The sequence below is a fragment of the Erythrobacter sp. HA7-11 genome (assembly GCF_055693605.1).
This window is the reverse complement of the sequence record NZ_JBVFUF010000002.1, coordinates 1-14,473: the sequence shown is the minus strand read 5'-3', so window position 1 is coordinate 14,473 and position 14,473 is coordinate 1. Positions and strand designations below refer to the sequence as shown.

Sequence of the window (14,473 nt, the reverse complement as noted above, 5' to 3'; positions counted from 1 at the left end):
CAAGGCCTTAAATATTATGCACTCCATCAAAATGTCAGCGCTGGCCATTGCTGCAGCCTTGGCTCTTTCCGGTTGTGCGGGTTCGAACAAGCCTTTGGGGTTGGCGTCGTCGGTTGAGTTGACCGACCTCGACACGCTGCCCTCCAATGAGAACGCCGGCTTTTACAAAATTGGACCGCAGGAAATTCTCGAAATTTCTGTCGTCGGGTCAGATCTTCTCAGCAGCAAATTCATCACTGATGAACGCGGGCGCGTACAAATGCCGCTTGCTGGTGAAGTCAATCTCAGTGGCCTAACTCCAGCAGCAGCATCGGAAGTGATCGCAAACAGTCTGCGCGGAGAGTATGTGATCGACCCCCAAGTTATTGTCATTCCGGAGGATCTCGATCGCGTCACCCTATCAATCGGCGGGCAGGTTGAACGTCCAGGCGCTTACCCCGTTGATGAAGACATGACCTTGATGCGCGCGGTCAACCTTGCCGGCGGGCGCGGTGAATTTGCCAAGCTTGAAGAGGTTCTGGTGTTTCGTGAAGTGCAAGGCCAACGCTATATCGGCGTCTACAATCTGGAAGCGATACAACGTGGCAATTATGCCGACCCCAGGCTTTATGCGAACGACATCGTGATGGTTGGCGATTCTGCAGCCCAGAGACGGCTCGCGACGATCCTGCAATTCATCCCGGTCCTGAGCAGTGCGGTCATCCTGATCGATAGGTTGGGGCGTTAAGGCAAGCATGTTGGACAAGACGCAAATGGCTGCCAATGGCGACTCGTCAGATCAGGCCTATTACAGCGATTCTGACGATAATCTGATCGCGCTCGAGCTCGAGAAATATCTCAATGAGGCGTTGCGCCTCAAATATTGGCTGGGCGGGCTTGTAGTCCTGGGCCTGTTCGTCGGTGTGATAGTCACGCTGCTGAGCACCGAATTGTACCGCGCGAAATCGCGGCTTGAGCTAACTCAGGTCAGCGCGAATGTGACTGATATTGATCCGTTGGAGGCAGACAGCGCCGTATCGGAGCTGCAATATCTCAACACCCAGTACGAACTGCTGGAAAGCCGCTTCATGGCTAAGCGAGTGGTCGAGGCGGCCAATCTAACCCGCGATGAGGAATTTTTGGAAACCTTCGGGTTGCTTGAAGAAGAAGATCTGACCGAGGCCGACGTCGAGCAGATTCTGATGGAAAATCTGACTGTCGAACCGATCACGCAATCGAGTCTTGTTGATGTCGGTTTCTCGAGCGCTTCGCGCGAAGTTTCGCAAAAGATTAGCGCGCTTTGGGCTGAAGAATTTATCGCTGCCAATTACGAAAAGAGGTTCGGCGACAATATTGAAGCGCGCAATTTCCTTCAGGATCAGATCGAAGAATTGCGCGATCAGCTGGCTATATCAGAGCAAGAGTTGGTGGAATACGCCAATGCCAATGGCATTCTGGTGCTCGATGCAAATTCCTCCGAGCGTGCGGGCTCTGAAACCGCGACACAGACACTCACTGCAACCGAGCTGACGGCATTCAACGAAGCCTTGGCCGAAGCAGTGACGGAACGCATCGCTGCTGAAGCTGCGCTTCGTTCCGGTGTTGGGGCAAGCTTCGCGGCTTCGGACCAGCTGAATGATCGTTTGGCGGAGGCTCAGTCGGAGCTGGCGGAACTCAGTGCGAATTTCGGCCCCGGCTACCCTCCACGTCGCCAAGCCGAGGCGCGTGTTGCCGCGTTGCAGGCCGCGATCGATGAAGCAACTGGAGAGAAATCCAGCGTCGCCAGCGACGAAGCCCAATCGCGCTTGCGTGCAGCGCAGGCGAAAGAAGCCGCTTTGCGGCGCGAACTGGCGGAGGCAAAATCGAGCTTTCTGGGTCAGCAGAACCAAGGCATCCGCTACGGAATACTCAAGCGCGAGGTTGATACAAATCGCGAGCTCTATGACGGCTTGTTGCAGCGTTTCAAAGAACTTGAGGCATCGGGCGCTGGACAGAACAACATCAAGTTGATTGACCGGGCCGAACTTCCACGATTTGCCTATGCCCCCTCTTGGCCCCGCAACCTAGCATTGGCGCTCGCCATCGCTGGTCTGATCGGCGCTGTAATCGTTTATCTGCGCGTCATTCTTAGTCAGACCCTCAAAGATCCACAGCAAGTCAAGAGAGACCTTGGCATCCCGCTCCTCGGTGCGATTCCAGCGAATGCTTCTGCTCAATTGCTCGATGAAGTGGCAGAGCGCTCATCAGAATTCAGCGAAGCGTATGCGTCAATACGCACTAATCTGAACTTCTTGACAGCCAACGGCGCGCCGCATGTTTTGATGTTGACGTCGTCGGTCCCGAACGAAGGAAAATCGATTTCTTCAATCGCGTTGGCAGCGAGTTTTGCGCAGTTGGGGCGCAAGACACTGCTAATCGACGCTGACCTTCGTGCTTCCAAGCTTATCGAAGCGCTGAACATCACGCCTAAGGACAGAGCCGGCTTGAGCGGGATGTTGTCCGGACAGTCTGAGGGTTTCGATACGGTTGTGGAGCACTTTGACGATTTGGGCTTTGACTTTCTCCATGCTGGCCCAGTTCCGCCAAACCCGGTTGAGTTGTTAGGCGGTCAAGGTGTCAAGGATCTTTTGGCTCTCGCCCGCGAGAGATACGATCAGATTATCATCGACAGCGCGCCAGTCCTCGCGCTTGCTGATGCTCTGGAGCTGGCCACCACGGCAGATGGTGTCGTCTATGTTATCGAGGCTGATCGGATCAAGCTGCGCGGCATCAATGGCGCACTCGAGCGTCTGCGTTCGGTTGGCGCAGAGATAAAGGGAGCGATCGTTACTAAGCTGGATACCGGTGCCAGCGCTTACGGCTATGGTTATGGTTATGGCTACGGTTACGGATATGGCGACGGTCACCAAAGCGACGCCGAAGTAACAAGATAGGTCTGAAAATTGGCCCGCAAAAAAATCGGTAGGCTGGCAACCATTTCCATAATCGCAGTTCCACTGGCGGTTTTGTCGTTGCTGCAGTCGGCAAGCATTGTGGCGAGCCGTACTTCTCCTGATATCGCGCTCCAACTCGCTCCGCACAATGGCCACGCTTATGAACGCAAGGCTTTTGCAGGCTTTACAGCAAAGCTGGCAGAGACCGGGGATCAGGTGGCGGCAGCGCGCAATGTTGAACCATTTGCGGCAAAGGCCGTGCGCTACAATCAGCTTTCGCCAAATGCTCATGCGATACTTGCGATCGCAGCTGGCGCGTCCGACGAGCGCAAGGCCATCCTGGGTTCTGCTACTGCTTTGAACCGCCGAGCTGCCGCGCTTCAGGGGCTGGCTCTTGAGCAGGCAATGATCGAAAAGAATACCGATCAAGTGCTGTCGACACTCGATCAAATTCTTCGGGTCCACCCGGAGGTCTACACAGATCTATTCCCAGTCCTATCTCAAGTCTTGGCCGATGATGAAGCGGGTGCCGTTGTGCGTAGCATCTTTGCGAGCGATCCTCCCTGGCGCGACCAGTTTTTCGCGTTCGCTAGCAGGACACCCGCAGCAGTTCCCAACCTCGCAATACTACGCCGTTCGATGAAGCTGGAAGATGAGCCGCTCGATGCGCGGTTGGTCGAGGGGCTAGCGCGCGCTGGCGATTTAGAGGGAGGATTTGACCACTATGAATTCGCGAAGACCCGGTATCTGAGCGAAGCCACACCTGATTTGCGAACTGATTTTCCTCCCTTTGATTGGAGCTTTTCAGATACCAGAAACCTCCGCGCGCAGCTCAACCGAAAAAACAGTGGTATCGAGTTTCAAGTCCGCTCTGGTGCAGGCGGAGAATTGATGAGGCGGCTTTACAAGGCGGAGCGCAGCACATTCTCGATCACGATCAATACCTCGATTGAGCCGGCCATTCATGCCGACAAGGTAAGGCTGCGCGTGCGCTGCGCTGGTGCGTCCTCGTTCCTATTTGATCAGCTACTTGTGACGGGCGAGGCTGAGTATGAAGCGCCTCTGCCAGATCAAGATTGCGGTTTTGTGGAAGTCAGCGTGTCGGCCCGTGTGTTTCAGGGTGAGCCGACCTTGCGCGGCCTCATCACGAAGATCGACGTTAGCTAGCCAAGGCGTCCTCTAGAGGACACACTTGCCATCAGGTGACCGTCAGATCAGGCGCGTCTTCCTGTTTCATACCCACCGTATGGTACCCGGCGTCAACGTGGTGCACTTCCCCTGTCACGCCGCTGGAAAGGTGGGAGAGGAAATAGAGTCCTGAGCCGCCGACCTCGTCAATCGACACATTGCGGCGCAGGGGAGAGTTGTGCTCGTTCCATTTGAGGATGTAGCGGAAATCGCCGATCCCGCTCGCGGCCAGGGTCTTGATCGGGCCGGCGCTGATCGCGTTGACGCGGATCCCAGCTGGGCCAAGGTCATTCGCGAGATATTGCACGCTGGTCTCCAGCGCCGCCTTTGCAACCCCCATGACGTTGTAATGCGGGATGACTTTTTCCGCGCCATAATAGGTGAGCGTTAGGATACTGCCGCCGCCAGTGCCATCCTCTTGCAGCGGCGGCATCATCTCTGCCGCGCGCTTGGCTACGGCTACCAGCGAATAGGCGGAGATGTTCATAGTCATCAGAAAGTTGTCGAGGCTGGTGTCGACATATTTGCCGCGCAGTTCCGACTTGTCGGAAAATCCGATCGCGTGAACCACGAAATCGATCGTGTCCCAGCGCGACTTGAGCACCGCGAAGGCCTTATCGAGCGCTTCCATGTCGGAGACATCGCATTCGAAAGTAAAATCGCTGCCGAGTTGCTCTGCGAGCGGCTTCACCCGCTTCGCCAAAGCGTCACCTTGATAAGAGAAAGCCAATTCCGCGCCTTGTTCGGCCAGTTGCTTTGCGATGCCCCAGGCAATCGACTTGTCGTTGGCGAGCCCCATGATCAGCCCGCGCTTGCCCCTCATCAGCCCCTGACCGGAATTTGCCATCAGCTTATTCTCCTTGCGCATCCGCCGCGCTTGAAATCCTGTCCGCCTCTACCTCGCCTTCCGGTTCGGCCAAGGCGGCATTTAATTCTGCGCCTATTACCAGCCCTAAGCCGACGAGCCAGAAAAAGAAAAGGGCGATGATGATCCCGGCGAGACTTCCATAGGTAAGGCTGTAGCTGAAGAAGCTCCGCAGGATCGGGGGCAACGCGCTCGAAACAGCCAGCCACCATGCAGCTGTAAACAAGGCTCCGGGCCATTTGGGATAGCCGCTGCTGCGGTAGGCAGCGGGCGTCAGCGTGTAGAAGAGCAGATAGAGCGAGCCGAACAGGCCCAGGGCCGGAACAATGCGCGACAGCCGCAGTGTGTCGATGACTTCGGTCAGTTGCGGGAAGCGGGCATCGATCACTTGCTGTGCAGTTCCGATGGCGACCTGCGCGAAGAGCGACACCATCAACAGCACCACTGCCCCAAGGATGAGCCCGGCGGAAAGCAGCCGATATTTCCAGAAAGCGTGGCTTGCCGTCGTTCCATAGGCGCGTCGGAGAATATCGCGGATGGTCTCAATCAGGCTCGATACTGTCCATAGCGCGACCGCCGCGCCAAACCACAAGAGCCAGCCGCTGCGTGCGTCCATCGTGTCGGTCGCGACCGGAGCGATCACCTGTCTGACTGTGGGCGGCATGGCGACCAGAACGGTTTCGATCAGCGCCTCGCTGTTTTCTTGCCCCCCAACCAGTTCGATCAACGCAGCTCCGAGAATGAAGAAAGGGAAAATCGCCAACATTGAGAGGTAGGCGAGATTTCCCGCATGGATGAAACCATCATTATAGGTGCCGATTGCGGCGCGTCTTATCACTTCAAAAGCGCGTGTCCCGGGACCGAGCCGAGCCAGCATACGTTGGCGCATGCTGGCCGCTTCATCGGTGTGGCCGAGCAGGCCCTGCGCCTCCATCTGGGCCGATTGCCTGCGCGCCTCTGGCGATAGTGAACGCACCTCACGTTCTGATCTGTCAGGTAGGCCGGAGGGGTCGCCAATCATTGCGTCAATGGGTGCCTATAGCCCGAATTTCTCACGCGGTTTGGCCGGATCGCTCCAGCCATCAATGCGTTGCGCAAACCCGTCGAGATCTTCTGGCAGCTGGATTTCCAGTGTTACCAGCTGATCGCCGCGCTTTCCGCCCTTGGTCGTCCAGCCTTTGCCGCCCAACCGCATGACCGTGCCGCCATTGGTACCCGGCTTGATCGTCAGCATGACCGGGCCATCGACGGTCGGACATTTCACCTTCGCGCCGCGCACGGCTTCATCAAGCGTGAGCGGCAAGTCCATCCGGATATGGTCGCCATCGCGGCGGAAGAAGGGGTGGCCTCCGACCTCTACAATAACCAGTCCATCGCCGTAGCCGCCGGGTCCTTTGTGTCCCTTGCCCCTGAGCCGCATCTGTGTGCCGTCTTCGACGCCGCCCGGAAGTTTCAGATCTATGGTCTTGCCATCAGCCAAAGTGATTCGCTGGTCACGTCCCGCAGCAGCGTCCACAAATGGCACCGCCAGCCGGTATTGGATATCCGCGCCCTTCTTAGGAGGCGGTGGTGGGGGGCGCTGGCCAAACCCTCGACGCGATCCGCCGCGCTGCTTGCCACCGCCAAAAAGACCCTCGAACAGATCGCCTAAATCCATGTCGTCTGGCGAGAAGCCGCCGAAATCCTCGCTGGTGTAACGTTGGCGAGATCCGCCTGCGCCAAACCCGCCGGGCCCAGCCCCGCCGGCAAATCCGCCGAACGGATTGGTGGGGTTGCCTTCCATATCGATTTCGCCGCGATCAAATTGCGCTCGCTTGGCACTGTCAGACAGCAGATCATAGGCCTTGGTCGCATCGGAAAAGCGCTCAGCCGCTTTGGGGTTGTCCTTGTTACGATCGGGATGCAACTCCTTGGCGAGTTTACGGTATGCGCTTTTGATTTCCTTCTCGGAAGCCGTGCGCGCAACGCCAAGGGTGCTGTATGGGTCAGCCATAGCGTGGTAGCTAGGTGCAACAGTCGATGGGTGCAAGCTTTGAAGCGTGATCCACGCGCAGGAGTGTGCCACTCAATAAACCTTCTCTTGGCGCAGCAATCTTTGCTAAATAGGATCACTTCACTGCCCGGAAGTGTGGGAAAATTGCGACTCCTTTGATGAAATTGTCATTTTTCGGGCCAAAGTCGTCGACTTGTCATGCAAAGCTGGCTAAGACGACACTGGAATTCATTGATTTCTTCATTTTTTGAGGTTGCTTTTATGATTATGAAAAAGATTGCGGCAGGCGTTGCCGTTCTCGGTCTCGCTACTGCTCCTGTTATGGCGCAGGTTGCTGCGCCAGCCATCGCTCCTGTAGCTGATGAAAACGAACTGGGTGAGAACAGCTCCTTTCTCGCTCTCGGCCTTCTGGCAGGTATTGTAGCGATTGCTGTCCTCGCAGCATCGGACGATGAGTTTGATCCTGTCAGCGCATAAGCGAATTTGACGATAGTCGATTTTTTCGGCCCGGTGTCCCGCAGGATACCGGGCCGAAATGTATTTGGCGTCGGTGCCGCCTTCATGCTTGCATTTTCAGCACTGTAAAAAGCGACGCTCTCGCCCTAGATCGTCTCAATGAGTAATATCGATCTAAACCCAGACCAACTGGCCGAGAGTGCGATACTGTCCGGCGCGGACCCTTACGCGCTGTTCGACGAATGGTTTGCGGCTGCAAAGACAAGCGAGCCCAATGATCCGAACGCGGTGGCGCTGGCGACCGCGACTCCGGATGGTGCTCCTTCGGCGCGGATGGTCTTGCTCAAAGAGTATGGGCCAAGCGACGCTCCAGCCCATATTGGAGGAGGTGGCTTCACCTTTTATACCAATGCTCACAGTCGCAAGGGTCAGGAAATCCGCGCCAATTCGCAGGCCAGCATGCTGTTTCACTGGAAAAGCCTGAGGCGTCAGATTCGCATCGAGGGCGAGCTGCATGAGGTGAGCCCCGAGCGCGCCGATGCATACTTCCATTCACGCCCGTTCAAGAGCCAGGTTGGATCAGCCGCCAGCGATCAGTCTCGACCGCTCGCAAACCGCGACGAATATCTCGCCCGTGTCGATGCCCTGCGTGCGCAACATGCAGAGGCGGGCAGAGTCCCACGCCCTGCTCATTGGACAGGCTTTACGCTCGTTCCGCAGGCCATCGAGTTCTGGATGGATCGCGACAACCGCTTGCATGATCGCCGCCGGTTTACGCGGGTAGCCAGTGGTGACTGGACGGACACGCTGCTCTATCCGTGACGCAACCTGCCATTCCATACTGGCACGTTGATGCCTTCAGCGCAGAGCCGTTCGGCGGCAACCAAGCTGCCGTTATGGAGCTGGATGAGTGGTTGCCCGATGACGTCCTTGTCAAAATCGGTGCTGAGAACAACTTCGCGGAAACGGCATTTCTGGTCCGCGACCAGAGCGGTGAGGCGGATTGGGAATTGCGCTGGTTCACCCCAACCGCCGAAATCCGCCTTTGCGGTCACGCGACCTTGGCGAGCGGGCATGTCCTGCTTCAAAGAGGCGGTGGTGAGCGCGTAACATTTCGGACTCGCGAGGCAGGACTACTTCGGGTCCGCCGCACGGACAGTGTCTACACTGTCGAGCTCCCCGCGATCAAAACCGAGCCTTACGATTGGCCCGAAGCGATCAGGCTGTTGGGCGGCTCTCCTCAAGAAACGTGGCGCAATTCGCTCGGCTACAGCCTGTTCCTTTATGACGATGAAGCGTCGATCAGGGCGCTTGATCCCGACTTTCGCAAGTTAGCCGAATTGGGCGGTGACCTGTTCGTCTGCACCGCGCCGGGCGATGCAACAGACATAATCAGCCGCGTTTTCGTGCCCGGCTACGGAATAGATGAAGACCCGGTAACCGGCGGCGCGCACGCGGTTCTCACACCCTTCTGGTGTGAACGATCTCAGCCGCGACACTTTCACCGCCTATCAGGCGTCGCAGCGTGGAGGGCACCTTACCTGCCGCCTTGATGGCGAGCGCGTCGAACTGGGCGGCGCTTGCGTGACAGTCGTGGAAGGGACGTTCTACCTGACAGGATAGAGCGCAAGAATATCCGCGGCCTGTTGCAGCATCACTTCACGCTCTTCAGAGGTCGAATGCCCTAAACGAACGAGAGTTACGCGTTGTTCGGGCGAGACCAACACGTATTGCCCCATATGTCCGATCAGCGAAAAAAGGCTCTGCGGTGCGCGGTCTGGGAAGAGCGGATGCTGCGTGTCGTCACCAGCCTCTTCCATGGGCCGGTTGAGCCATGTCTGCAGGCCGTAATGCGGGGATGCGGGCGATGGCTCTACCATTGCTTCAATGTAGCGGCTGGGCACAAGCTGTTCACCGCTTGGTGCGCGGCCATTGCGGCGCATAAACTCGCCGAACTTCGCCCAATCGCGTGCTGTGGCGTGCATCAGGCTTCCACCGATCAAAGTTCCCGAGGCGTCAAACTCGAGCACCATGGAATCCATCCCAAGCGGCTCGAACAGCCGCTCCTGCAAATACTCGCTGACGGTACCGTGCGCCGAGCATCGGGATCGTTACTGCCAGTTAGCGCGCGCGTCGCGATATCGGCGAGGATCACGGTCGTGTTGGAGGAATACTCGAACTTTTCGCCCGGCTCGGCCTCTAGCGGCTGTTCCTTTGCCCACTTCGCCATATCATCACGGCCATCGAGGAACAGCATACGCACCTCGGCGGATTCATAAGGCGGATCGCCAGCCTCGGTGTGGCGCAGCCCGCTGCGCATTTGCAGCAGGTGACGCACGGTGATTTCGGCGCGCGGATCTCCGCGGCGCTGCCACATGGCGACCGGCGCTGCCTCGTCAAGCTGCAGCCGGCCATCGGCGACAAGCATTCCGACCATGACGGCGGTGATGGTTTTGGCCATCGACCAACTGATGAACCGGGTCTCGGCATCATAGCCTGCGCTATAACGCTCTGCGGCCAATTCACCGTCCGCCATCACCACAATTGCGCGGGTTTCCCCCATGCCCTCGCTGGTGAAAATCTCATCAACCTCGCGTGCCAATTGTTCGCGCGGCGCGCCGGCATTCTCGGTGACAGCTGCCATTGCCTTTTCGTTGAGCGGTGCAGGGCCCGCAGGCGCGGTATCGGCGCATGCAGAAAGCATCATCAAAGGGGCTGACAGGACGACCGGAGCGCAGCTAGGGAAGCGGAAACGTGCAAACATGCGCACTCAATTGGGCAAGGACCCTCGCTTGGCAATGGCAAATCCAAACATCGCGCGCCGCTCGGGCAAATCGCGCGCCATTCTGTGGCTTTTTCTCTTCGCGATCTGCGCGATCGCGGCCCTGGTCTTTGCTTACCGCGAGCCAATCCGCGGTTATGCCGAGGTCGGCACGGCCTACACTGCGCGGGTCGCCTGCTCGTGCCGGTTCATCGCTGGGCGAAGCCTGGAAGATTGCGAGAAAGACAAATTGCCCGGGACCGAGCTGGTCACCTTGGTCGATGATGTTGATGCCAAAAGCGTAACCGCGCGCTTTCCCTTGGTCACAGACTCGACCGCGCGATACCGCGAGGGATATGGCTGCGTGATGGAGAAGTGGGAGGGCTAAGCGCCGCGCGCGCTATGCGGCGGCGCTCGTTCCGTCGATCCAGCCGCCGCCGATCACGCGCTCACCACAATAGATGACCGCCGCTTGCCCGGGAGCAACGCCGAATTCGGGTGAGGCAAAGCGGATCGTTGCAGGCGCGTTGTCACCCAGAGCGCCCACCAGCTCAATCGGCACAGGCTTCGCCAGACTGCGAACCTTAGCTGTCAGAGGTTCATCGGGCAGATCGCCAATCCGGTTGGTTTCGATCAGATGCGCTTCATCGACAGCCAGCATCAGCTTCGGACCGACGCGCACCTCGCGCTTGGACGCGTCAAGACCCACAACATAGAGCGGCTCAGGCTGGCCCCCGATATCAAGGCCTTTGCGCTGGCCGACGGTGAAATGGACGATGCCCTTATGTTGGCCCAAAGTCTCGCCGGTCTGCGCGTGCACGATGTCTCCTGCCACGCCGCCTTCTGGGCGCAGCGACTTTACGATCTTTGCGTAATTGCCATCGGGAACGAAGCAGATATCCTGACTGTCAGGCTTGGCCGCGTTGCGCAGGCCCGCTGCCTCGGCAAGCTCGCGCACTTTGGTCTTCGGCAGGCCGCCCAAGGGGAAGCGGATGTAATCGAGCTGCTCCTGCGTCGTCGCATAGAGGAAATAAGACTGGTCGCGCGCGGGATCGACCGCGCGGTAAAGGTGCGGACCGCCTTCTGCCTCAACCCGCTGGACATAATGCCCGGTCGCCAGGCAATCCGCGCCTAGCTCTCGCGCCATGCGAAACAGGTCGGTGAATTTCGGCCCCATATTGCAGCGGATGCAGGGCACGGGCGTGCGCCCGGCGAGATATTCATCGGCGAACTGCTCGACGACCTCTTCGCGGAATGCGCTCTCATGATCGAAGACGTAGTGCGCAATGCCCAGGCGGTCGCAAACTGCGCGGGCATCCTGAATGTCATCCCCTGCACAACACGCGCCTTTGCGGCCTGTCGCCGCACCATAGTCATAGAGCTGCAAGGTAATGCCGATGACTTCGGCCCCACTCGCGGCGGCCAAAGCTGCGACCACCGACGAATCGACTCCGCCCGACATGGCTACGACAATGCGCGCTTCGCTTGCCGGTTTGCCAAGATCGAACAGGGATGCAGCATCAAGCCCGAGGTCGGGCAGGCTATCAAGAGTAAGTGTTGTGGTCATGAAGAGCGCACTATTTAGTCTCACCAGCCGCAGTTTTCCAGTGCTTTGAGGTGAAGGGCGCGGCTCTGCGGCGCCAATCGATTGTCTCATTTCCGGACATCATTCCTAACCTGCGGTAAATACCGGTTTTACTACATCTTGACCTTCGCGCTTTAGAGACGAGCGAATGTTCGAAGATGTTTCATCGATTCAAACCGCGCTCAAGGCTGAAACCGCACTCGCTCATGGCGAAGTGGTGGTCCCGGACGGTGATGGTGCGCGCGCTGGCGACGCATTGCGCGCGATCGGATGGAACGAACTGTCCGCAAGGATCAGTGCTGCACACGATCTGCGCGAAGTTATGCGCCGCGATGCTGCACAAGGATCCATGAATGTGGCCAGCTTTGGGGATGCAGCGGCAAGTTACTTCGCTGCTATTCTGGAAGGCGAACGGCCCGTTAACCCTATTGCTTTAGAGGGTCGCAAAGCCTCTGCGGTAATCCCGTTGGCAGACGAGACCGACGCAGCAAGAGGCGATCGAGAGAATACAAATGATTGAAAATCAGGACATCCGCCCTGCACAAGTGATCGGCCCTCTTGGCGAGCCGCTGACGATTGACGACCTGCCTTCGCCCAAGACGAAGCGTTGGGTTGTGCGTCGCAAGGCCGAAGTTGTGGCCGCCGTGAATGGCGGGCTCCTGACAATCGACGAAGTGCTTGAGCGCTACGGACTTACACTCGAAGAGTTTGCTTCGTGGCAGCGCGCTGTCGACCGTTCGGGCATGCAAGGCCTGCGGGTGACCCGCATCCAGCACTACCGCGATCTATACGAGCGCCAGCTGAAATACTGATTTCGACAATTCGACCAAAACCGGGCTGCTCTCGAAAGAGGGCGGCCCGTTTGGTATTTTGCACACAAAGCGTCTAGACTTCCTCCACGCCACGGTCGAATGAGCCGGGAACGGGACTGCACCTGTGGAGTTGCAGCAATATAACCGTTTGAAAATAAATGAGGAGGAAACAGTTATGGGTTGGATTATTGCACTTATCGTCGGCGGTGTTGCCGGTTGGCTCGCAAGCCTCGTGATGAACCGCGATGCCTCGATGGGGATTTTCTGGAACATCGTCGTTGGTTGTGTCGGTTCTATCGTCGGCAATATGATCGCGGGACCGTTGCTCGGCATCAGCGGCAGTGTTCAGGAATTTTCACTGGTCGGACTTGGCGTTGCTGTGGTCGGCGCGGTTGTGCTGCTGGGCATCGTCAACCTTATTCAGCGTGGACGTGTGCGCTAAAACGCGCCACCAAGGTATTTGCCAAAAGGGCGGGGCTGCTTAACTGCGGCTCTGCCCTTTTTATCTGTCGGTAATGCAGGCTTTTTCTTGGGCGTGGAGGAACTTATCCCAAATGCCGCTCGTCTAGTCTGAAAGTCATCAGTCGAACCGCGCATTGCCCGATTCGCTCCGTGCGCCTATGACTATTGCCTTGGGTGAGTTATGGGTATAACACACCTGCGATAGTATGCCTGAGGATTGGCCATGAATTACGAGAGTTCGATTGTCGCAGAAGCAGCCGATAGTGTGCCGTCGGATGTCTCGGATTTTGGTGGTGACAAGCCATTGATTTCCAAAAAGATCAAGATCGGCGGGATCATCGTAATCGGGCTCTTGCTGGCGATTGCGGCATACACCGTCGCGACCAGCGGCGGCGGTGAAGCAGTTGCTGATGATAATTCGCAGGCGCCAACGGTCACCGTGGTGGCGCCCGGACAAACCACAGTCGAAGGCGAAATCAACGCGCCGGGCACAATTGCTGCACGGCGCGAGCTTCCCGTTGGTGTTGTCGGAGAAGGCGGCCGCGTTGTCTCCGTGCCGGTCGATGCCGGGGATTGGGTGAGTCAGGGACAAGTTCTTGCGGTCATCGATCGTTCGGTTCAATCGCAGCAAGCTCAGGCGCAAGCGGCGCAGATCTCGGTTGCACAGGCCGATGCCAATCTTGCGCAGGCCAATCTTGATCGCGCCCTGCAGCTGGTCGAGCGCGGCTTCATTTCGAAAGCGGACGTTGATCGGCTGACTTCAACCCGCGATGCAGCTGTCGCGCGGGTTCGGGTGGCCGAGGCGCAATTGCGTGAGCTGCGCGCCCGCAACGCCCGGCTGAACATCGTTGCTCCTGCGGCTGGCTTGATCCTTGAGCGCAATGTCGAGCCCGGACAGACGGTAAGCGGCGGAACGCCCGCCCTCTTCAGCATCGCCCGCGGCGGTGAGATGGAGATGCTTGCTCAGGTTAGCGAAGCGCAGCTCGCCAGTCTTGGTCAGGGTGTCCAGGCGAGTGTGGTCCCGACCGGATCTGAGAAGAGCTTTAGCGGTCAAGTGTGGCAGATTTCGCCCACGATCGACGCGCAGAACCGTCAGGGAACCGCGCGGATCGCTTTGCCTTATGCGCCCGAACTGCGTCCCGGAGGCTTTGCAACCGCTGTCATCAAAAGCGGCACCGTGGTCGCTACCGTCCTTCCCGAAAGCGCGGTTCTGGCTGATAGCGAAGGCAGTTATGTCTACGTTATTGGCGAAGAAAATAAGGTGGAGCGGCGCTCGGTCACGACAGGTATGAATACACCGGAAGGCATCGCCATTACTGATGGTTTGAGCGGCAATGAGCAAGTTGTCCTGCGGGCGGGCGGTTTCCTCAACCCGGGCGAAACGGTCAATCCGCGCCGCGAGGAAGAAGAAGGGTAAGCCCACATGAACTTCCGCAACA

Annotated in this window: 16 protein-coding genes and 1 pseudogene; 11 read left to right on the top strand and 6 right to left on the bottom strand. The window is 58.0% G+C overall.

Features of this window, described 5'->3' with window-relative positions:
* Nucleotides 1-16 precede the first annotated feature (16 nt).
* The 3 genes from ACZ1GU_RS00180 to ACZ1GU_RS00170 all read left to right on the top strand — a co-directional run bounded on the left by ACZ1GU_RS00180 (nucleotide 17) and on the right by ACZ1GU_RS00170 (nucleotide 4,079).
* A complete protein-coding gene (locus ACZ1GU_RS00180; RefSeq protein ID WP_472646135.1) occupies nucleotides 17-727 on the top strand; it encodes a polysaccharide biosynthesis/export family protein in 711 nt (236 codons plus the stop codon).
* Between the two features lie 7 nt (nucleotides 728-734).
* Nucleotides 735-2,912: a GumC family protein gene (locus ACZ1GU_RS00175; RefSeq protein WP_472646134.1), complete on the top strand. Its 2,178-nt coding sequence runs from the start codon at nucleotides 735-737 to the stop codon at nucleotides 2,910-2,912.
* A gap of 99 nt (nucleotides 2,913-3,011) precedes the next feature.
* A complete protein-coding gene (locus ACZ1GU_RS00170; RefSeq protein WP_472646133.1) occupies nucleotides 3,012-4,079 on the top strand; it encodes a hypothetical protein in 1,068 nt (355 codons plus the stop codon).
* Nucleotides 4,080-4,110: 31 nt separating this feature from the next.
* Here ACZ1GU_RS00170 and fabI read toward each other — a convergent pair whose 3' ends face one another.
* Genes fabI through ACZ1GU_RS00155 form a run of 3 tightly spaced genes read right to left on the bottom strand, consistent with a single transcriptional unit; the run spans nucleotide 4,111 to nucleotide 6,958 of the window.
* The gene (fabI, locus tag ACZ1GU_RS00165) at nucleotides 4,111-4,947 is read right to left on the bottom strand and encodes an enoyl-ACP reductase FabI (protein WP_472646132.1); all 837 of its coding nucleotides are present in this window, start codon (nucleotides 4,945-4,947) and stop codon (nucleotides 4,111-4,113) included.
* Nucleotides 4,948-4,951: 4 nt separating this feature from the next.
* A complete protein-coding gene (locus ACZ1GU_RS00160) occupies nucleotides 4,952-5,941 on the bottom strand; it encodes a YihY/virulence factor BrkB family protein (protein WP_472646131.1) in 990 nt (329 codons plus the stop codon).
* 60 nt (nucleotides 5,942-6,001) lie between these two features.
* Nucleotides 6,002-6,958 (bottom strand): DnaJ C-terminal domain-containing protein, encoded by a 957-nt coding sequence (locus ACZ1GU_RS00155; RefSeq protein ID WP_472646130.1) that lies wholly within the window; start codon nucleotides 6,956-6,958, stop codon nucleotides 6,002-6,004.
* A gap of 267 nt (nucleotides 6,959-7,225) precedes the next feature.
* On the opposite strand from ACZ1GU_RS00155, the gene ACZ1GU_RS00150 reads away from it, so the two are divergent.
* The 3 genes and pseudogenes from ACZ1GU_RS00150 to ACZ1GU_RS00140 all read left to right on the top strand — a co-directional run bounded on the left by ACZ1GU_RS00150 (nucleotide 7,226) and on the right by ACZ1GU_RS00140 (nucleotide 9,037).
* A complete protein-coding gene (locus tag ACZ1GU_RS00150; RefSeq protein WP_472646129.1) occupies nucleotides 7,226-7,435 on the top strand; it encodes a hypothetical protein in 210 nt (69 codons plus the stop codon).
* A gap of 138 nt (nucleotides 7,436-7,573) precedes the next feature.
* Nucleotides 7,574-8,236: a pyridoxamine 5'-phosphate oxidase gene (pdxH, locus tag ACZ1GU_RS00145; protein ID WP_472646128.1), complete on the top strand. Its 663-nt coding sequence runs from the start codon at nucleotides 7,574-7,576 to the stop codon at nucleotides 8,234-8,236.
* A pseudogene (locus ACZ1GU_RS00140) lies at nucleotides 8,233-9,037 on the top strand (PhzF family phenazine biosynthesis protein). Before pdxH ends, ACZ1GU_RS00140 begins: the two are co-directional and overlap by 4 nt.
* On the opposite strand, the gene ACZ1GU_RS00135 reads toward ACZ1GU_RS00140, so the two are convergent.
* Nucleotides 9,022-9,447 (bottom strand): hypothetical protein, encoded by a 426-nt coding sequence (locus tag ACZ1GU_RS00135; RefSeq protein WP_472646127.1) that lies wholly within the window; start codon nucleotides 9,445-9,447, stop codon nucleotides 9,022-9,024. The pseudogene ACZ1GU_RS00140 and the gene ACZ1GU_RS00135 overlap by 16 nt on opposite strands.
* A complete protein-coding gene (locus ACZ1GU_RS00130) occupies nucleotides 9,414-10,178 on the bottom strand; it encodes a serine hydrolase domain-containing protein (RefSeq protein ID WP_472646126.1) in 765 nt (254 codons plus the stop codon). Before ACZ1GU_RS00130 ends, ACZ1GU_RS00135 begins: the two co-directional genes overlap by 34 nt.
* A 34-nt stretch (nucleotides 10,179-10,212) precedes the next feature.
* On the opposite strand from ACZ1GU_RS00130, the gene ACZ1GU_RS00125 reads away from it, so the two are divergent.
* On the top strand, nucleotides 10,213-10,563 hold the full coding sequence (locus ACZ1GU_RS00125; protein ID WP_472646125.1) for a hypothetical protein: 351 nt from the start codon (nucleotides 10,213-10,215) through the stop codon (nucleotides 10,561-10,563).
* Between the two features lie 12 nt (nucleotides 10,564-10,575).
* On the opposite strand, the gene mnmA is transcribed toward ACZ1GU_RS00125, so the two are convergent.
* Complete coding sequence (gene mnmA / locus ACZ1GU_RS00120; protein WP_472646124.1) at nucleotides 10,576-11,742, bottom strand: tRNA 2-thiouridine(34) synthase MnmA; 1,167 nt, start codon at nucleotides 11,740-11,742, stop codon at nucleotides 10,576-10,578.
* A gap of 166 nt (nucleotides 11,743-11,908) precedes the next feature.
* On the opposite strand from mnmA, the gene ACZ1GU_RS00115 reads away from it, so the two are divergent.
* The 4 genes from ACZ1GU_RS00115 to ACZ1GU_RS00100 all read left to right on the top strand — a co-directional run bounded on the left by ACZ1GU_RS00115 (nucleotide 11,909) and on the right by ACZ1GU_RS00100 (nucleotide 14,451).
* A complete protein-coding gene (locus tag ACZ1GU_RS00115) occupies nucleotides 11,909-12,280 on the top strand; it encodes a hypothetical protein (protein WP_472646123.1) in 372 nt (123 codons plus the stop codon).
* Entirely contained in the window at nucleotides 12,273-12,572 is a 300-nt protein-coding gene (gene sciP, locus ACZ1GU_RS00110) for a CtrA inhibitor SciP (RefSeq protein WP_218316081.1), read from the top strand. The genes ACZ1GU_RS00115 and sciP overlap by 8 nt, the downstream gene beginning before the upstream one ends.
* A 175-nt stretch (nucleotides 12,573-12,747) precedes the next feature.
* Nucleotides 12,748-13,014: a GlsB/YeaQ/YmgE family stress response membrane protein gene (locus ACZ1GU_RS00105; protein ID WP_472646122.1), complete on the top strand. Its 267-nt coding sequence runs from the start codon at nucleotides 12,748-12,750 to the stop codon at nucleotides 13,012-13,014.
* A gap of 243 nt (nucleotides 13,015-13,257) precedes the next feature.
* Nucleotides 13,258-14,451: an efflux RND transporter periplasmic adaptor subunit gene (locus ACZ1GU_RS00100; protein ID WP_472646121.1), complete on the top strand. Its 1,194-nt coding sequence runs from the start codon at nucleotides 13,258-13,260 to the stop codon at nucleotides 14,449-14,451.
* Nucleotides 14,452-14,473 lie beyond the last annotated feature (22 nt).